This window comes from Eilatimonas milleporae, from assembly GCF_003688555.1.
In the GTDB taxonomy this organism is placed as follows: Bacteria; Pseudomonadota; Alphaproteobacteria; order Sphingomonadales; family Kordiimonadaceae; genus Eilatimonas; species Eilatimonas milleporae.
In genome coordinates this window covers 470,985-485,950 of the sequence record NZ_REFR01000010.1, presented here as the reverse complement: position 1 = coordinate 485,950, position 14,966 = coordinate 470,985, and the positions used below count along the sequence as shown (strand labels likewise).

General features: G+C 61.9%; 14 protein-coding genes. 7 read left to right on the top strand and 7 right to left on the bottom strand.

The genetic code is table 11. The features are described from left to right. Positions 1-147 precede the first annotated feature (147 nt). From lipA to BXY39_RS06955, 3 genes are all read left to right on the top strand, one after another. Complete coding sequence (gene lipA, locus BXY39_RS06965) at positions 148-1,101, top strand: lipoyl synthase (protein WP_121938116.1); 954 nt, start codon at positions 148-150, stop codon at positions 1,099-1,101. Positions 1,102-1,111: 10 nt separating this feature from the next. Next, positions 1,112-1,555 carry a type II toxin-antitoxin system RatA family toxin gene (locus tag BXY39_RS06960; protein WP_121938115.1) on the top strand — a complete coding sequence of 148 codons (444 nt, stop codon included), beginning with the start codon at positions 1,112-1,114 and terminating at the stop codon, positions 1,553-1,555. A gap of 135 nt (positions 1,556-1,690) precedes the next feature. After that, the gene (locus BXY39_RS06955; protein ID WP_121938114.1) at positions 1,691-1,972 is read left to right on the top strand and encodes a hypothetical protein; all 282 of its coding nucleotides are present in this window, start codon (positions 1,691-1,693) and stop codon (positions 1,970-1,972) included. A gap of 161 nt (positions 1,973-2,133) precedes the next feature. On the opposite strand, the gene BXY39_RS19905 is transcribed toward BXY39_RS06955, so the two are convergent. From BXY39_RS19905 to BXY39_RS06920, 7 genes are all read right to left on the bottom strand, one after another. After that, positions 2,134-4,359 (bottom strand): TonB-dependent receptor, encoded by a 2,226-nt coding sequence (locus BXY39_RS19905; RefSeq protein WP_170163683.1) that lies wholly within the window; start codon positions 4,357-4,359, stop codon positions 2,134-2,136. A gap of 56 nt (positions 4,360-4,415) precedes the next feature. Continuing rightward, a complete protein-coding gene (locus BXY39_RS06945; protein WP_245998992.1) occupies positions 4,416-4,628 on the bottom strand; it encodes a cytochrome P450 in 213 nt (70 codons plus the stop codon). Next, on the bottom strand, positions 4,625-4,936 hold the full coding sequence (locus BXY39_RS06940) for a hypothetical protein (RefSeq protein ID WP_121938112.1): 312 nt from the start codon (positions 4,934-4,936) through the stop codon (positions 4,625-4,627). The genes BXY39_RS06945 and BXY39_RS06940 overlap by 4 nt, the downstream gene beginning before the upstream one ends. Before the next feature lie 23 nt (positions 4,937-4,959). Then, positions 4,960-5,790 carry a helix-turn-helix transcriptional regulator gene (locus BXY39_RS06935; protein WP_121938111.1) on the bottom strand — a complete coding sequence of 277 codons (831 nt, stop codon included), beginning with the start codon at positions 5,788-5,790 and terminating at the stop codon, positions 4,960-4,962. A 256-nt stretch (positions 5,791-6,046) separates the two neighbouring features. Beyond that, entirely contained in the window at positions 6,047-6,553 is a 507-nt protein-coding gene (locus tag BXY39_RS06930; protein ID WP_245998991.1) for a CinA family protein, read from the bottom strand. Then, positions 6,550-7,074 (bottom strand): phosphatidylglycerophosphatase A family protein, encoded by a 525-nt coding sequence (locus tag BXY39_RS06925; RefSeq protein ID WP_121938109.1) that lies wholly within the window; start codon positions 7,072-7,074, stop codon positions 6,550-6,552. Before BXY39_RS06925 ends, BXY39_RS06930 begins: the two co-directional genes overlap by 4 nt. Beyond that, the gene (locus tag BXY39_RS06920) at positions 7,071-8,348 is read right to left on the bottom strand and encodes a bifunctional 2-C-methyl-D-erythritol 4-phosphate cytidylyltransferase/2-C-methyl-D-erythritol 2,4-cyclodiphosphate synthase (protein WP_121938108.1); all 1,278 of its coding nucleotides are present in this window, start codon (positions 8,346-8,348) and stop codon (positions 7,071-7,073) included. The genes BXY39_RS06925 and BXY39_RS06920 overlap by 4 nt, the downstream gene beginning before the upstream one ends. 67 nt (positions 8,349-8,415) lie before the next feature. Between BXY39_RS06920 and dusB the strand changes: the two genes are divergently transcribed. The 4 genes from dusB to BXY39_RS06900 all read left to right on the top strand — a co-directional run bounded on the left by dusB (position 8,416) and on the right by BXY39_RS06900 (position 14,936). Then, the gene (gene dusB, locus BXY39_RS06915) at positions 8,416-9,402 is read left to right on the top strand and encodes a tRNA dihydrouridine synthase DusB (RefSeq protein WP_121938107.1); all 987 of its coding nucleotides are present in this window, start codon (positions 8,416-8,418) and stop codon (positions 9,400-9,402) included. 22 nt (positions 9,403-9,424) lie between these two features. Then, positions 9,425-10,630 (top strand): two-component system sensor histidine kinase NtrB, encoded by a 1,206-nt coding sequence (locus BXY39_RS06910; protein ID WP_121938106.1) that lies wholly within the window; start codon positions 9,425-9,427, stop codon positions 10,628-10,630. Continuing rightward, on the top strand, positions 10,627-12,228 hold the full coding sequence (locus tag BXY39_RS06905; protein WP_245998990.1) for a sigma 54-interacting transcriptional regulator: 1,602 nt from the start codon (positions 10,627-10,629) through the stop codon (positions 12,226-12,228). The genes BXY39_RS06910 and BXY39_RS06905 overlap by 4 nt, the downstream gene beginning before the upstream one ends. 254 nt (positions 12,229-12,482) lie before the next feature. Continuing rightward, the gene (locus BXY39_RS06900; protein WP_121938105.1) at positions 12,483-14,936 is read left to right on the top strand and encodes a sensor histidine kinase NtrY-like; all 2,454 of its coding nucleotides are present in this window, start codon (positions 12,483-12,485) and stop codon (positions 14,934-14,936) included. Positions 14,937-14,966 lie beyond the last annotated feature (30 nt).

Genomic DNA, 14,966 nt, shown 5'->3' with positions numbered 1-14,966 from the left:
CCGGCCAGGCCCACCCAGTCCGGTGGGGCATGGCGTCCATGCATGAAACGGGGGTAAAAGAGGCTGCCGTTTCGCGAACAAGGCACTATATAAGGCAGGACCAATCCGAATTCTGCCTGAATGCGACCAGTGTGAAGTGAGTAGACCATGACTGCTGAAACGCCGATCAAAGCCGACCCCGCCGCAAAAACAGCGGTGCGCCGCAAGCCCGACTGGATCCGGGTAAAGGCCCCGACGTCCCGCGAGTTTGCCGAGACGAAAAAGCTGATGCGGTCGAAAAAACTGCACACGGTCTGCGAAGAGGCCGCATGCCCCAATATCGGTGAATGCTGGTCCAAGCGCCACGCCACGGTGATGATTCTGGGCGATACCTGCACGCGGGCCTGTGCCTTCTGCAACGTCAAGACCGGGCGCCCGATGAAGGTGGACCCGCTGGAGCCTCTGCACACGGCGGAAGCCTGCGCCTCCATGGGACTGAACCATATTGTCATCACCTCGGTGGACCGTGACGATTTGCCGGACGGCGGGGCGGATCAATTCGTCAAGGTGATCAAGGCCATCCGCGAGATGAGCCCCGAGACCACGATTGAAATTCTGACGCCCGATTTCCGCAACAAGCCCGGCGCCATCGAAAAAGTGGCCGAAGCCAGGCCGGATGTCTTCAACCATAATCTGGAGACGGTGCCCCGCCTTTATCCCACCATTCGTCCCGGTGCGCGCTATTTCCATTCGCTGCGCCTGCTCGATACGGTGAAAAAGGTGGACCCGACGATCTTCACCAAGTCCGGCATGATGGTCGGCCTCGGCGAGGAACGGCTTGAAGTCTCGCAGGTGATGGATGACATGCGCATGGCCGATATCGACTTCATCACCATGGGCCAGTATCTCCAGCCCACCCCCCGCCACGCACGGGTGGACCGTTTCGTCACGCCGGACGAATTCAAGGCCTATGCCCGCATGGCGCGGGGCAAGGGCTTCCTGATGGTGTCGGCCACGCCGCTGACGCGTTCCTCCTATCACGCGGGCGACGACTTCGCGAAGCTGCGCGCCACGCGGGAGAAACAGCTTCAGGCGCAAGAAGCATCACAGGCGGTACAGTAAACGGCCCTCCATGCCGCATTTTACCGAGAAAAAGACGCTGCCCTACAGCCCGGAGCAGCTTTTCGACATGGTATCGGACGTGACGCGCTACCCGGAGTTTCTGCCCTGGTGTGTGGGCGCGCGGGTCTATAACCGCAAGGCGGACGGGTTTGACGCCGATCTGCTGATCGGCTTCAAGGCGTTTCGCGAACGCTTCACCTCCCGCGTGACGCTGACCCATCCGACACGGGTCTATGTGGACTATCTGCGCGGGCCGCTGAAACGGCTCTATAACCACTGGGATTTCGAGGAAACGGCGGACGGCTGCTGCGCCATCTCGTTCGAGGTGGATCTGGAATTCAAAAGCCGCACGCTGGAAGCGCTGATCGGCGGCGTGTTCACCCGCGCGACACAGAAAATGGTCTCCGCCTTCGAGGACCGCGCCGCCATCCTCTACGGCCCGCCCGCCGCCTAGGCGGCCGCTGTTGAACCCCCGGGTGTAAACACATTTGCAAATACCGGGCTTTTGCAAACACTGGACTTTCTCCCTCGCGTTGCCGTTGCTACTCTCCCGTTCAGAAGCCATTGGGCATTCATTGGGGAGAGAGTGATGAGCGATTTTCTGCACCGCCTGGCCGGAGACCTGCGCGCCCGCGAGAAATTTCTGGAAGACCACAACGACCACCCGGTGTTCGACAGCACCGAGGGCAGCACCTTGCGCGCGGACTATGAAGATCTGCTCGACCGCGTCAAAGCCCTTGCCGGGCGCGTCGAAACAGCCCGCTCCAAGGGCGAGCCCTATGACGAATCCCTGCGCGAAACCCTGCACGACGCGGAAAGAACCCTGACCGTCGAGATCGAGGCATGGTCAAGCGGACTGAAGGACGAATAAAAGGGGTTTATTGAGAGCGGGCTGGCCGGGCTCTGCGCAAAGCGTGTTGATAACTTTGTAGAAGCCCCACATATCGACCCTAGGATCATGCCTCCAAGCCGTTTGGATGGAACTACCCACATTATTGGCAAATGGTCATTTTACGTGCTGCCTTTGCATGATCAGAACTGATAGGTCAGGTCAAACCCATAGGTGCGCGGGGTACCGAAGGATACGGCCTCGCCCACACCGGGGACCGGAAAGCCGTACGGCACATAGATGGCGTCGAACAGATTCTCGCACCAGACAGAGACCCGCAAGGCACCCGCACTGCCGCCAAGGTCGATCTCCGACAGTGTCAGGCGGGCGTTGAACAGGGCAAAGGAATCCAGGTCCTGGGTCCCATTGCCGGCGACATAGTCGAACTCGTCCGTCGCGGTCATATCGACATGGGCGATCAGTGTGCCGAATGAGAATTCCGGAAAGGTATAATCCACCGTGGCGGACCCGGCATGTTCCGGCGTCTGCGACAGGCGGAAGAATTCCACGGCCGCTCCGCCGGTCAGCGGATTGGGTTGCGGCGGGATGTTTCCGTCCAGATAGGTGTAATTCAGTCCGATCACCAGGCCGGGCACTGGCGCCAGTGTCAACTCAATTTCAGTACCATCGACTTCGACGGTTGACTCAATGTTCACGGTTTCCAGCACCACCAGATTGTCCGGGTTTACAAAGTCCAGCTGCGCGTCCTTGATGTCCGTGGCGAACAGGGCGACATTCAGGGTCGCCCGATTGTCCCAGAAGGATGACTTCAGACCGAATTCGAAAGTTTCGGCAACCTCGGTGCCAAAATCGGAAAAGCTGGCAGCGCGGACATTGGCCCCGCCGGCGCGGTATGCCGTGGAAAATTTTGCATATGTCGACAGGGTGTCGGTCCAGAAATAATTGACCGTGATCAGCGGATCCAGCCGGTCGGTCTCCAGCGCAAAGGATTGCTGCCCGCCCTCAATGCGGGTTCCGCTGCGATCGTCCCTGGTGTAGCGCAGGCCCAGCGTCAACTGCAGACGATCGTCCAGCACCGGGGGCGTCCACGTGGCCTGACCGTAAACCGCAAGGGATTCAGCCCTGTTTTCAATCTCGCGGAAGGGGGCGTCTGCTCCGGTGAACACATCGAATATCGTCGGTGGGACAATCGGGGTGAGCGGCGTGCCGGTCAAAAGCCCGAAAATATCCAGCGAAAACAGGTTCTGGGCCGTCTGCGTCGCATCCTCCTCGAAATAATAGGCGCCGGCGACCCATTCCAGACGGTCATGGCTGCCGAGGACTTGGATTTCCTGCGAGAATTGCTCCTGATCCACCTCTTCTTCAAAGATCACACCGTTGAAGTACAACACACCCCCGAAATTGTTGCCGGTGATTTCCTCCGTACCCCGCAGCGACGTCAAAGACCGCACGGTCAGGGCTTCCGAGGCCTGCCAGGACAGCGTCAGGCCGTGCATGTCATAATCCGTCACCGTCGGGTCCAGGGGGGCTATGGGAAACCGGGTGGCGCGGACCCTGCGCGGTTCCACGCCGATGATGCCGATGTTGTCGACAGCCAGTTGATGGTAGATCTGCGCGGCCTCGACCTGTCCGCGTTCATAGACATAATCCAATGTAAACTCATCGCTAGCCCGCCACCTCAGGCTGGCCCGTCCGCCGTCCTTGTTGAAGGCGAAAAAGTCTTCCTCGCCCGGGGCGGTATTGTCCACCCAGCCGTCCCGTTCGGAATGGATGTAATCGAACTTCAGGCTGATACCGGAAACTTCCGGCAAGTTCAGCGTGGTGATGGTGCGCAAGGCATCGAAATTGCCATAGGTCACGGTCTGGCGCAGCCCCAGCTCGCCGGTCGGTTTGCGGGAGATGACATTGACGGCACCGGATACCGCGTTGCGGCCGTACAGCGTGCCCTGCGGCCCGCGCAGCACCTCGATGCGTTCCGGATCCGCCAGCTCCAGGCTCAGGCCCTGGGCGCGGCCCAGATAAAAGCCGTCCTGATAAATGGCGACGGACCCGTCGCGCGTGACCTGGCCGGGGTCGGTCGGTCCGCGTCCGCGAATGGCGATGCTGAGCGTTGAAGGGGCGATGCCGAGCGGCTGTATGCGCAGCGACGGGATAATGCCGCTGTCCAGACCGTCAAGACTGGTGATGCCCTGCCGCTCCATTTGCTCCGCACCAATGACGGACACGGCGACCGGCGTTTCCAGTAAGGACTTTTCACGGATTTCCGCCGTGACGATGATCTCGTTCACGGTCTCGTTCACGTTGGCGCCCTCTTCAGCGGCCGCACTCGCACCGGTCAGGGGTGCAGCGGCAAGCAAAGTGACCAGTCCCAGACCGGGCAGGACCCCGGCGGCTATATGTTCAGACATGTTTCTCCCCCTGTCGGCCGTTACCGGCTTGTTCTTGATGTTCATGAAATTTCGGGTCAGTGAAAGGTAACGGGCAGCTCTTCCACCGCATTCATCACCCAGGACGGCGTCATCCTGATGTCTGTTTCCGGTGGGATACTGAAACCGTCGAAGGGTGCCAGCAGTCTTTCCAGAATGACTCTCGCCTGTTGTCGGGCCAAGGCAGCACCGATACAGATGTGCGGACCCTGCCCAAAGGCCAGATGCTGTTTGATATTGGGCCGTGTCATGTCAAACCGGTCCGGATCATGGAAGCGGGCAGGGTCATGACTGGCCGAACAGCAATAAACAGGTCTCTTTTCAGATCATCCGGCAGCCAGTCCGGCTGTATCAGGGCCTTTTGGCCCGATGCGGAAAACAGGTCCGTCCGCTCCATGGCAAATTTGACATCGTCATAACGGCTTAAAGCACACATGCCCGGTGTGTTGAGAGAACAGACCGGGCGGTCTTCACGCATGGCCGCATACAGTGGCAGAGGATTGTTTGCACCCAGATCCTCAAGGCCGATATCCGGTCTGAACGGGCTTTTCAGGGTCATGCTGCTCTCCTGTCCTAGAATTTTCAGGAACGGGATGCCGATGTTTTCTTGTCACATACGATCAGCCCCTCGCGGATAGCCTGGTAGACAGCACCGATCGTGGTGTCGACGCCGAAGGCTCTCCGCGCAGCTGCGACCTGCTGGTTCAGGGTGTGTACACTGCGGCCCAGATGGTCGGCCGTTTCCTGCAGACTCATATCCTCCTGTGCCATAAGCGTTAGAATCTCAAGCGGGCGGGGGGAAATGATGATATCGGGACTTTCTTCCTCACTGAGGAAGAAGTTCGGAAATTTTTTTGTCCCTACATAATCAATGGCGGCTAACAAGCTGTGCAAACCATGCTTTGCCTGTTCCACTTTCTTTCTGAACTCTGGGCGCTCCATATCGCGGTGCGTGACAGAAAGGACAATATTGCCATGCCCGTTCGACGCTTTGCCCGGCATGATATAAAAATCATTATACCCAAACTGTTTGAACAGTTCGAAAACACGTACATTGGTTTTCGTGAAATCTGTTGAAAAGCTGATAGTGTTAAAATTGTTTTCTATTTCGGATTGAAATATGGGTTTGCTATTATTCCGCACAAACTGGTCAATAAGACTATGTTCAAACAGCCCTTCCTCATAATAGATTTCACGCATTTCGGTTGAGGTTGTTCGTGACGGAGTGTTGATTTTTCCCTCGGTATGAACCCGACCGAAGGCGTGTTCATCGAACCCGAAACTCCTAAGATACTGCCCGATCAACTTGTTGAATTCAGCAAAGTCCCGGCTGCTGTTCAGGGAACGGTAAATTTGAAATTCTGCGACATTGTGACGAATATCCTGCTGCCGGCCTGAAGTGATGTTCGTCATGATGAGAAACTCTCTCAAGCCCCTGCTTTTAGATGTGCAAATACTACCTTATACTGTATCCTCCTGGTGGTGTGAGGTAAAATTATTTTTCAAGAAAAAATATGTGAAATTTCCTTGCTGAAGACCATCAACCCTATGGGGCTGGCCACTTTCATTTTATGTCAATTCTGCCATTTCATCGGCAATATGGCCCTTAATTTAGAACGGTATCACCGTCCCGCTCCCACGCTTGGCTAGGCCCTTCTAAACAAATATCTCACCCCTCAAGGCGGGAGAGTAGGGCGTCCAGCGCCACGTCGACCGTCTTCAACCGCACGGCCTCGCGACCGATATCGCCGAAGCGATGCTCGAACGCCTCCGGCGCTTCGCCCGCCAATGCCAGGCCGAACCAGACAAGACCGACCGGTTTGTCCGCCGTGCCGCCGCCGGGTCCGGCAACGCCGGTGACGCTGACCGCCAGATCGGCCATGGAATGGCTGAGCCCGCCAAAGGCCATTTCCTTCGCCACGGCGGATGAAACCGCGCCGAAACGCGCCAGGCTGTCAGCCGTCACGCTGACCATCTGTTGCTTGGCGGCGTTGGAATAGGTGACGAAGCCCCGGTCGACCACATCGGACGATCCGGCCACCGACGTCAGCGCGCCCGCGATCAGTCCGCCGGTGCAGGATTCCACCGTGGTCAGCAGAAAGCCCTGGGCGCGCGCGGCCTCCAGAACGGTCGCCGCCTTGTCCACAAGACTGTCCCAGCCCGGCATTCCACTCATAAAAAACTCCCTGCCCACAAGAGAAGCGCGGCACCGATCCCCGCCACCACATCATCCGCCATCACGCCGAGACCGCCACCCACATGACGGTCCAGCCAACCGATGGGGCCGGGTTTTACAATATCAAGCAGGCGGAAAAGCAGAAAGCCCGCAATGACGGGCCAGACAGTATTCGTATAAGCCATGACAGGCATAAGGGCGATCCACTGGCCCGCGAACTCGTCAATCACCACATCAGACGCATCATGCGGCCCACCCGCCGCTTCCAGCCGGTTCAGGACGGGAATGGAGACAAGGGTGATGATAAGTGCCGCAACTCCCAGCGCCACCGCCTTCTCCAACGACGATAGCTCCGTCTCCGCCGTCAACCACAGGGCCGCCGGCAGACATGCCGCCGCGCTGCCCCATGTCCCCGGAGCCGGGCGCAGATAGCCGCTGTACAGCCCGGTGGCGAAAGCGACACTGAGGGGAAAGCCCCTGCGGCCAGGCCAGGCCCGCACGGTGCCCGGCGCATCCGTCATGAAAATCCGCCTTCCTCCACCGCGAAGGGCAGGCGGACAGTGGCGGCCGCCTGCGCCGCGATGCCTTCGCCCCGGCCGGTAAAGCCCAGCTTTTCCGTCGTGGTCGCCTGCACGCTGACCCGCGCCGGGCCGATACCGGCAATCTCGGCAATACGGGCGGCCATGCTGGCGCGATGCGGGCCGATTTTCGGCCTCTCGCAGATCAGCGTCAGCGCCAGATGGGCGATGAGGCCGCCGCGCGCCGCCACCCGGCCTGCGGCAAAGCGCAGGAAATGGGCGGAGTCCATACCCGCCCAGTCCGCCTCACCCGGTGGAAAGTGACTGCCGATGTCGCCGTCCGCCAACGCGGCGAGGATAGCATCCGTCAACGCATGCAGGGCCACATCCGCGTCCGAGTGCCCCATCAAGGCGTGGCTGTAGGGGATTTTGATGCCGCACAGTGTCACATGATCGCCGGGACCGAACCGGTGCACGTCAAACCCGGTGCCGGTGCGCACATCGCCCGTGCGGGCGGCGAGCAAGGCCTCGCCCCGTGCGAAATCCTGCGGATAGGTGATCTTGAAATTATCCGCGTCCCCCTCGACCAGCCGCACACTGTGGCCGGCGGCCTCCATCACTGCCGCGTCGTCGGTGAGGGCATGGCCTTCCTGCGCGCGGTGGGCGGCGAGCAGGGCGGCAAAGGCAAAACCCTGCGGTGTTTGCGCCCGGTACAGACCGTCGCGCGGCACGGTCGCGCCGACAAGGCCGTCTTCCCCCCGTTTCAGCGTGTCACTGACCGCCAGCGCCGGGATCGCCCCGAAATCGCCGCCTTGCAGCGCCGTGACAACACGCTGGATAAGGCCGCCGCTGACAAAGGGGCGTGCCGCGTCATGCACCAGCACGAAATCCGGCGGCGTTTGCGCGGCCAATGCTTCCAGTCCCATCCGTACGCTGTCCTGCCGGGTCGCGCCGCCCGCCGCCACCGGCAGCAGAGGTCTGCTTGGAAAGGCGCGGTGCAATACGGTTTCATGCTCCAGGTCGTTTTCCGGCAGGACAAGCTGTACCGGCGCGTCCGGCCACCCGGCCCACAGCGCGGCAAGCGTATGCTCCAGAAGGCTGCGGCCCATCATGGGGCGATACTGTTTCGCCGGGCCGTCACCGGCACGTGCGCCTAGGCCGCCCGCAACCACCAGAAAGGCGATTTTTGCGCCTTGCCCGCCGGTTACGGATCCCGCATTCCCCTTCTGCTCCCCGGCGTCAGGAGAAGGCTGGTGTTTGCGCAAGCTTTCTGGCATAAGGTGTGCTCAAATTTTAGGCAGTCACGGTGCGTGACCTTTTGTGCGTGTTTCGTGGAGTGTTTCCATGGCTCTTACCATTGGACCGGTTGAAATCAAAGACCCCGTCATCCTCGCCCCCATGTCGGGCGTGACGGACATGCCGTTCCGTCGTCTTGTCAAACGGTTCGGCGCCGGACTTGTGGTGTCTGAAATGATCGCCTCCGAGGCGATGATCCGGGCCAGCCGCAAAAGCCTGAAAATGGCCACGAACAGCGCCGAGGAATGGCCCATGTCCGTCCAGCTTGCCGGCTGCGAGGCCGCCAAGATGGCCGAAGCCGCGCGGCTGAACGAGGATCGCGGCGCCGCCATTATCGACATCAACATGGGCTGCCCGGTGAAAAAGGTGGTGAATGGCCACGCGGGCTCCGCCCTCATGCGCGATCTGGACCACGCCGGGTCACTCATCCACGCGACGGTCAACGCCGTTTCCCTGCCGGTCACGCTGAAAATGCGTCTCGGCTGGGACGACAACAGCTTCAATGCGCCGGAACTGGCCAAAATTGCCCAGCAGGCGGGCGTGAAGATGATCGTGGTGCATGGCCGCACCCGGTGTCAGATGTATCGCGGCCATGCCGACTGGCGCAAGGTGGGCATCGTCAAACAGGCGGTCGATGTGCCCGTTATCGTCAACGGGGATATCACCACGTTTGACGACGTCACGTCGGCGCTGGAACAGTCCGGCGCGGACGGCGTGATGATCGGGCGCGGCACTTACGGCAAACCGTGGTTTATCTCGCAGGTGATTGCCTATCTGCGGGATGGCAGCCGCGTCCCCGACCCGGATCTGGAAACCCAGCTTGATGTGGTCCTCGGCCATTATGACGACATGCTGCACCATTACGGCATCGACGGGGGCCTGCGTATCGCGCGCAAGCATCTGGGCTGGTACACCAAGGGACTGCGCGATTCGGCGGAATTCCGCAACCGTATCAACCATCTGGACGACCCGGAACAGGTGAAGGCATCGCTGAGGGACTTCTACCGCCCGCTCGCCGATCAGATGGCCGCATAAAAGGCCCGCAACTGGCACACCGATGAAAGACGGCCTTATAAACGACGATCCTAAAGCCGGCGCGGACACGCCGTCTTCGGGATACCGGCGCGAACACGGCAAGGACACAGGCGCGGCAAATGCCGATCCGTTCTCCTTGCTCAGCCTGATGGACCATGCGCCGCACGCCATGCTGCTGGTCAGCCGCAGCGGCCATGTCACCGCCGTCGCCGGCAATGCGGAAGGGATTTTCGGGCGCAGCGCCGCCAGCCTGCAAGGCGTGCCGCTTGGGGACCTGATGCCCTTCGGCGCCTTCGCCCTGCCGCTTGCTGATCGGTGCCGCTGGGATATGAGCCCCGTCAGCGCCTATGACATCCGCGATACCGACCGGCAAAACCGGCCCTGGCTGGCGGACCTGCATATTCGCCCGATGGGGGACGGCGGCGATGTCCTCTTTGTGCTCAGCCCGCGCGGGGCCGCCACGCTGCATGACCGGGACGATACGGTGACGGCGGCGGTGAAATCCGTCACCGGTCTTGGTGACATGCTGGCGCATGAGCTGAAAAATCCGCTCGCGGGAATTCGCGGGGCTGCGCAACTGCTCGCCCGGCCGCAAACGGGGGCCGACAGCGATGCCAAGGCTCGCCTGTGCGACGTGATCGTGCGGGAAGTGGACCGGATCGGCGCACTGGTCGAGGATTTCAGCGGGCTGGCGGACGCGGAGGCCGGTGTCGCGCGGGGGCCAGTCAACATTCACCGGGTGCTGGATCATGTCATGACCGTCAGCCGCGCGCGGGAAGACGCGGCCATCACCTTCAAAACCGATTTCGATCCGTCCCTGCCACCTGTCACCGGCGACTTTGACAAACTGGTTCAGGTGTTTCTGAACCTGTTTCAAAATGCGCTCGACGTGGGCGAGGGTGCGGCAACGGTGCATGTGGCCAGCGGGTACCGCCACGGCATGTGGCGTCCCGTGGCGCCCGACAGGCGCATCAAGCTGCCGGTGGAGATCAGCGTACGCGATCTCGGCCCCGGTGTGACGGCGGATCTGCTGCCCCATATTTTCGACCCGTTCGTCAGTGGCCGCCCGGCGGGCACCGGGCTGGGGCTGGCGCTGGTCGCGCGCTATATCAGCGCCATGAACGGCACCGTCCGTGTTCAGAACCACCCGGACGGGGGCGCGGAATTCCTGCTGTATTTCGCTGTCGCGGACGAGGGCGGCACGCTCTCTGAAAGCGCGGGCTCGTGAAAGCCGCGCCGGCACAGCCATGTGTCATCGTCGCCGATGATGACGCCAGCATCCGCTTGGTTGTCGGGGAAGCCTTGCGCGCCCAGGGCTGGGGCGTGGAACTGGCGGATGACCTGCCGGCGTTGCGCCGATTGCTGGACACCGGCAGCGGGGATGCCCTGATCACCGATGTGCTCATGCCCGGCGGCAGCGGGCTGGACATTCTGCCCGAAACGGTGGCCGCGCGCCCCGGCCTGCCCGTGATCGTCATGAGCGCGCACAGCACTCTCGGCACCGCCATGAAAGCGGCGCAAAAAGGCGCGTTCGACTATATCGCCAAACCGTTCGACATCGACACTCTGGTCGAAACGGTCCGCCGGGCCCTGTCCCAGGCAGCAGAGGGGCAGAAGCGCGACCGGGAACCGGCGGACGGGGCATATTCACAGGCCTCTCTGCCACCGGATTCCTCTGCCGCCGACGGTAAGACATCGGATGACGGGGCACCGTATGGTGCAGACCGGAACGGCAAAGACACCGCAACGGCCTCCATGATGGTATCGGACGACATGCTGGTCGGCCGTTCCGGTGCCATGCAGTCCCTGTACCGCAACATGGCCCGCGTGGCGGCGACGGACCTGACGGTGTTGATCCGGGGCGAAAGCGGCACCGGCAAGGAACTGGTGGCCCGTGCCCTGCACAGTCACGGGCGGCGCCCGGAGGGTCCGTTCGTCGCGGTCAATATGGCGGCGATCCCGCGCGAACTGATCGAAAGCGAACTGTTCGGCCATGAACGCGGCGCCTTCACCGGCGCCGACAGCCGCCGCCAGGGACGGTTTTCCGAGGCACGCGGCGGCACCCTGTTTCTGGACGAGATCGGCGACATGCCGCTGGATGCGCAGACCCGCCTGTTGCGCGTGCTGCAGGAAGGGGAATACCGCAGGGTCGGCGGCAGCGAGGCTCTGAAATCAGACGTGCGCATCGTTGCCGCCACCAACAGCGTGCTCGAAGACAATGTGGCCCGGGGCCAGTTTCGCGAAGACCTGTATTTCCGCCTGGACGTGGTGCGGCTGGAGGTCCCGCCTCTGCGGGACCGGCCAGACGACATCGCCGGTCTGGCCCGGCATTTTCTGGCACAGGCGGGCAAACGCGGCCTGCCAGCCAAGCAACTGGACGAGGACGCCGCCCGGCTCCTCCGGCAGCAAATCTGGCCCGGCAATGTGCGCGAGTTGGAAAATCTGATGCTGCGGGCGTGCGCCCTGTGCCCGGCGGACCGGCTGGACGCGGCGGCACTGAAACCGCTGCTGAACGGCCGCCAGGGCATCGCCGGCGGACCACCGGCGCCCGACAGTGAGGCTCCGCAGCCGCAGGGTCTCAGCCAGACGCTGACCTCCTATTTCGATGCCTATTTTACCCAGCATGACGATGGCCTGCCGCCGCCGGGCCTGTATCAGCGTATCCTGCGCGAAATCGAACGTCCGCTTTTCATCAAGACACTGCAGGCCTGCAGCGGCAATCAGGTCAAGGCCGCCATGCTTCTGGGGCTGAATCGCAACACACTACGCAAAAAACTGCGTGAGCTGGACATCGATCCCGCACTGGGGCGCCGTCAGGGACCGTAAAAAAACAGATGCCGTCAGACAGTCCGGCTCCCCCTTTCCATGCCGCCAGATGGCGGATCAGAAAATCCACTTGACCTGTGCGCCCGGACAAAAAGCAGCGGTTTCAGTCTCTTGGATAAGAAACCAATGACGCGGTCTTGCAAGGGATCTTGCGCCGAACGGTCTGGACGCAGGCCACCGCCGTCCCTTTCAAATTGACTCTTTATGGAATTAAGGCTGGACGCTGTGTGACACTTATGCATCATACCTGTCGTATGAATGATGCAGTCCAGAAATCTCCGCAGACTGCCACGGCACCGCGGCACCTTGCCAATGCGGCGCCGCGTCTGCCCGGCCGGCGCTGGGCGAAGGTCCTGCTGACGGCCCGGCGGCTCTGGCCCGGCGGCCGGGCCGAGGTTCTGATCGCCCTTCTGGCGCTGGCCTCCGCCATTGCCACCTATGTGGCCATGTCCCGCGAATCCGCCCCGTTCGAGGTCACCGAGGGCAAGACCATCCGCTATCTGCTGACCCTGAACGGCATCCTGCTGATCGGTCTGGCGGCGCTCATCGCCCGCTGGTTCGTGCGCTTCTGGATGGCGCGCAGGACCGGGGCGCCCGGCAGCCGCCTGCACACCCGTGTGACCGGTGCCTTCATCGTCATCGCCATGGTGCCGCCGATCATCATGGCGGTTTTTTCCGCCCTGTTTCTCGAATTTGGCATTCAGACCTGGTTTTCGGAGAAGGTCCGCACCACCCTGAACAACTCGCTGGAGGTGGCGGAGGCCTATATTGCCGAGCACCGCGCCACCATCGGCAAGGATGTTGTCGCCATCTCCATTGCCTTCAACAATCTGGACGCCCTGCAACAGAACGACCCGGCCACATTGCAGCGTGTGGCCGACACCGCGCTCGGCACCCGCCTGCTGACGGAAATCCTGGTGGTGGAGGAACGCGACGGCGAGGGCAGGGTGCTCGCCCGGGCCAATGACAGTCTGGGACTGCGCACCTCGCGCTTTCCCAGCAATCTGATCACCCGCGCGCACCAGGGCGAAACGGTGGTCACATCGAACATCGCCGACAATACGGTTCTCGCGATCGTGCGGCTGCAATCCTTTTTCACGCCCACCTATCTCTACATCACGCGGGACCTGAACCCGCAGGTGCTGGGCTATCTGGACGCGACGCGGACAGCGGTGCGCGACTATAACTCGCTCGAGGACCGGCGCGTCGGCCTCCAACTTCAGTTCAATGTGGTGTTCATCATTGTCGCCCTTCTGATCCTGCTGGCGGCGATCTGGATCGGTCTGTGGTTTTCCGGCCGTTTGGTGACCCCGCTGTCCAATCTGGTGGACGCGGCGGAGCGGGTGGGCCGCGGCGATCTCGATGTGCGGGTGCCCAGCGTCCCCTCATCGGACGAGGTCGGCACGCTCAGCCGGGCCTTCAACCGCATGACCGATCAGCTGGCCCGCCATCAGGACGCCCTGATGGACGCCAATATGGAACTGGACGAGCGCCGGCGCTTCCTCGAGGAGGTTCTCGAAAATGTATCGGCGGGCATCATTGGCCTGCACGAGGACGGGCGCGTCTTCCTGCCCAATCCGTCGGCCTGCCGGCTGCTCGGACGCACCCACCGGGAACTGATGAATGTGCGCCTCGGTGAAAAAGTGCCCGAGTTCGCCGACCTGCTCGACCGCGCCCGCGAGGCCGAGGACGGCAGCGCCCAGGCTCAGATCCATGTGGAGGTGGCCGGCGAAAACCGGACGCTGCTCGTCCGCACCGCCGCCGACCGCAAGGACAGCGGCATCATCGAGGGCTATGTCGTCACCTTCGACGATCTGACCGACCAGCTGGCCGACCAGCGCACGGCTGCCTGGGCCGATGTGGCGCGGCGCATCGCCCATGAGATTAAAAATCCGCTCACCCCGATCCAGCTGTCGGCCGAACGGCTGCGCCGCAAATATCTTAAGGAAGTCACCAGCGACCCCCGCGTGTTCAGCCAGTGCACCGACACCATCATCCGCCAGGTCGGCGATCTGAGACGCCTGGTCAACGAGTTCTCTGCCTTTGCCCGCATGCCCGCGCCGCTTCTGAAGGAAACGGACATCGTCGACGTGGTGCGCCAGGCGGTGTTCCTTCAGGATGTGGCGCTCGGCGATATCCGCTTTGAAACCGACCTGCCGGAAGAGCCGACCTTTGTCTATTGCGACGGGCGGCTGATCGGCCAGGCCCTGACCAATCTGCTGAAGAACGCGGCGGAATCGGTTGAAACCCGCTGCACCCGCGACAGCGGCACGGAGACAGATACCCCGGCGGGGCATATCCGGATCACGTTGCAGCAGGAAGGCGCCATCACCCGCATCATCGTCGAGGACAACGGCACCGGCCTGCCGAAAGACCAGAAAGACCGGTTGATGGAACCCTATGTGACCACGCGGGACAAGGGGACGGGACTGGGTCTTGCCATCGTCAAGCGGATCCTGGAGGAGCATTCCGGATCCGTCCGGCTGGCGGACCGGGCATCCGGCGGCGCACGGGCGATTGTCGCCTTTTCGCACAAGGTGCTGGCCCGCCGGGCGCAAGCCATGGCGGCGTTGGGCGGTCAGGTGGAAGCGACGGGAAGCGACACGCGGGAGAGGGCGTCCGCTCATGATGTGAGAGCGGAAAAACAACCCAAGGAGGAAGTGTGCGACCAAGGGGATACTCCGCGGCAGACATCCGCCGCAGAGTGATGCAGAGTAATTCTGAGTGATGCTGAATGC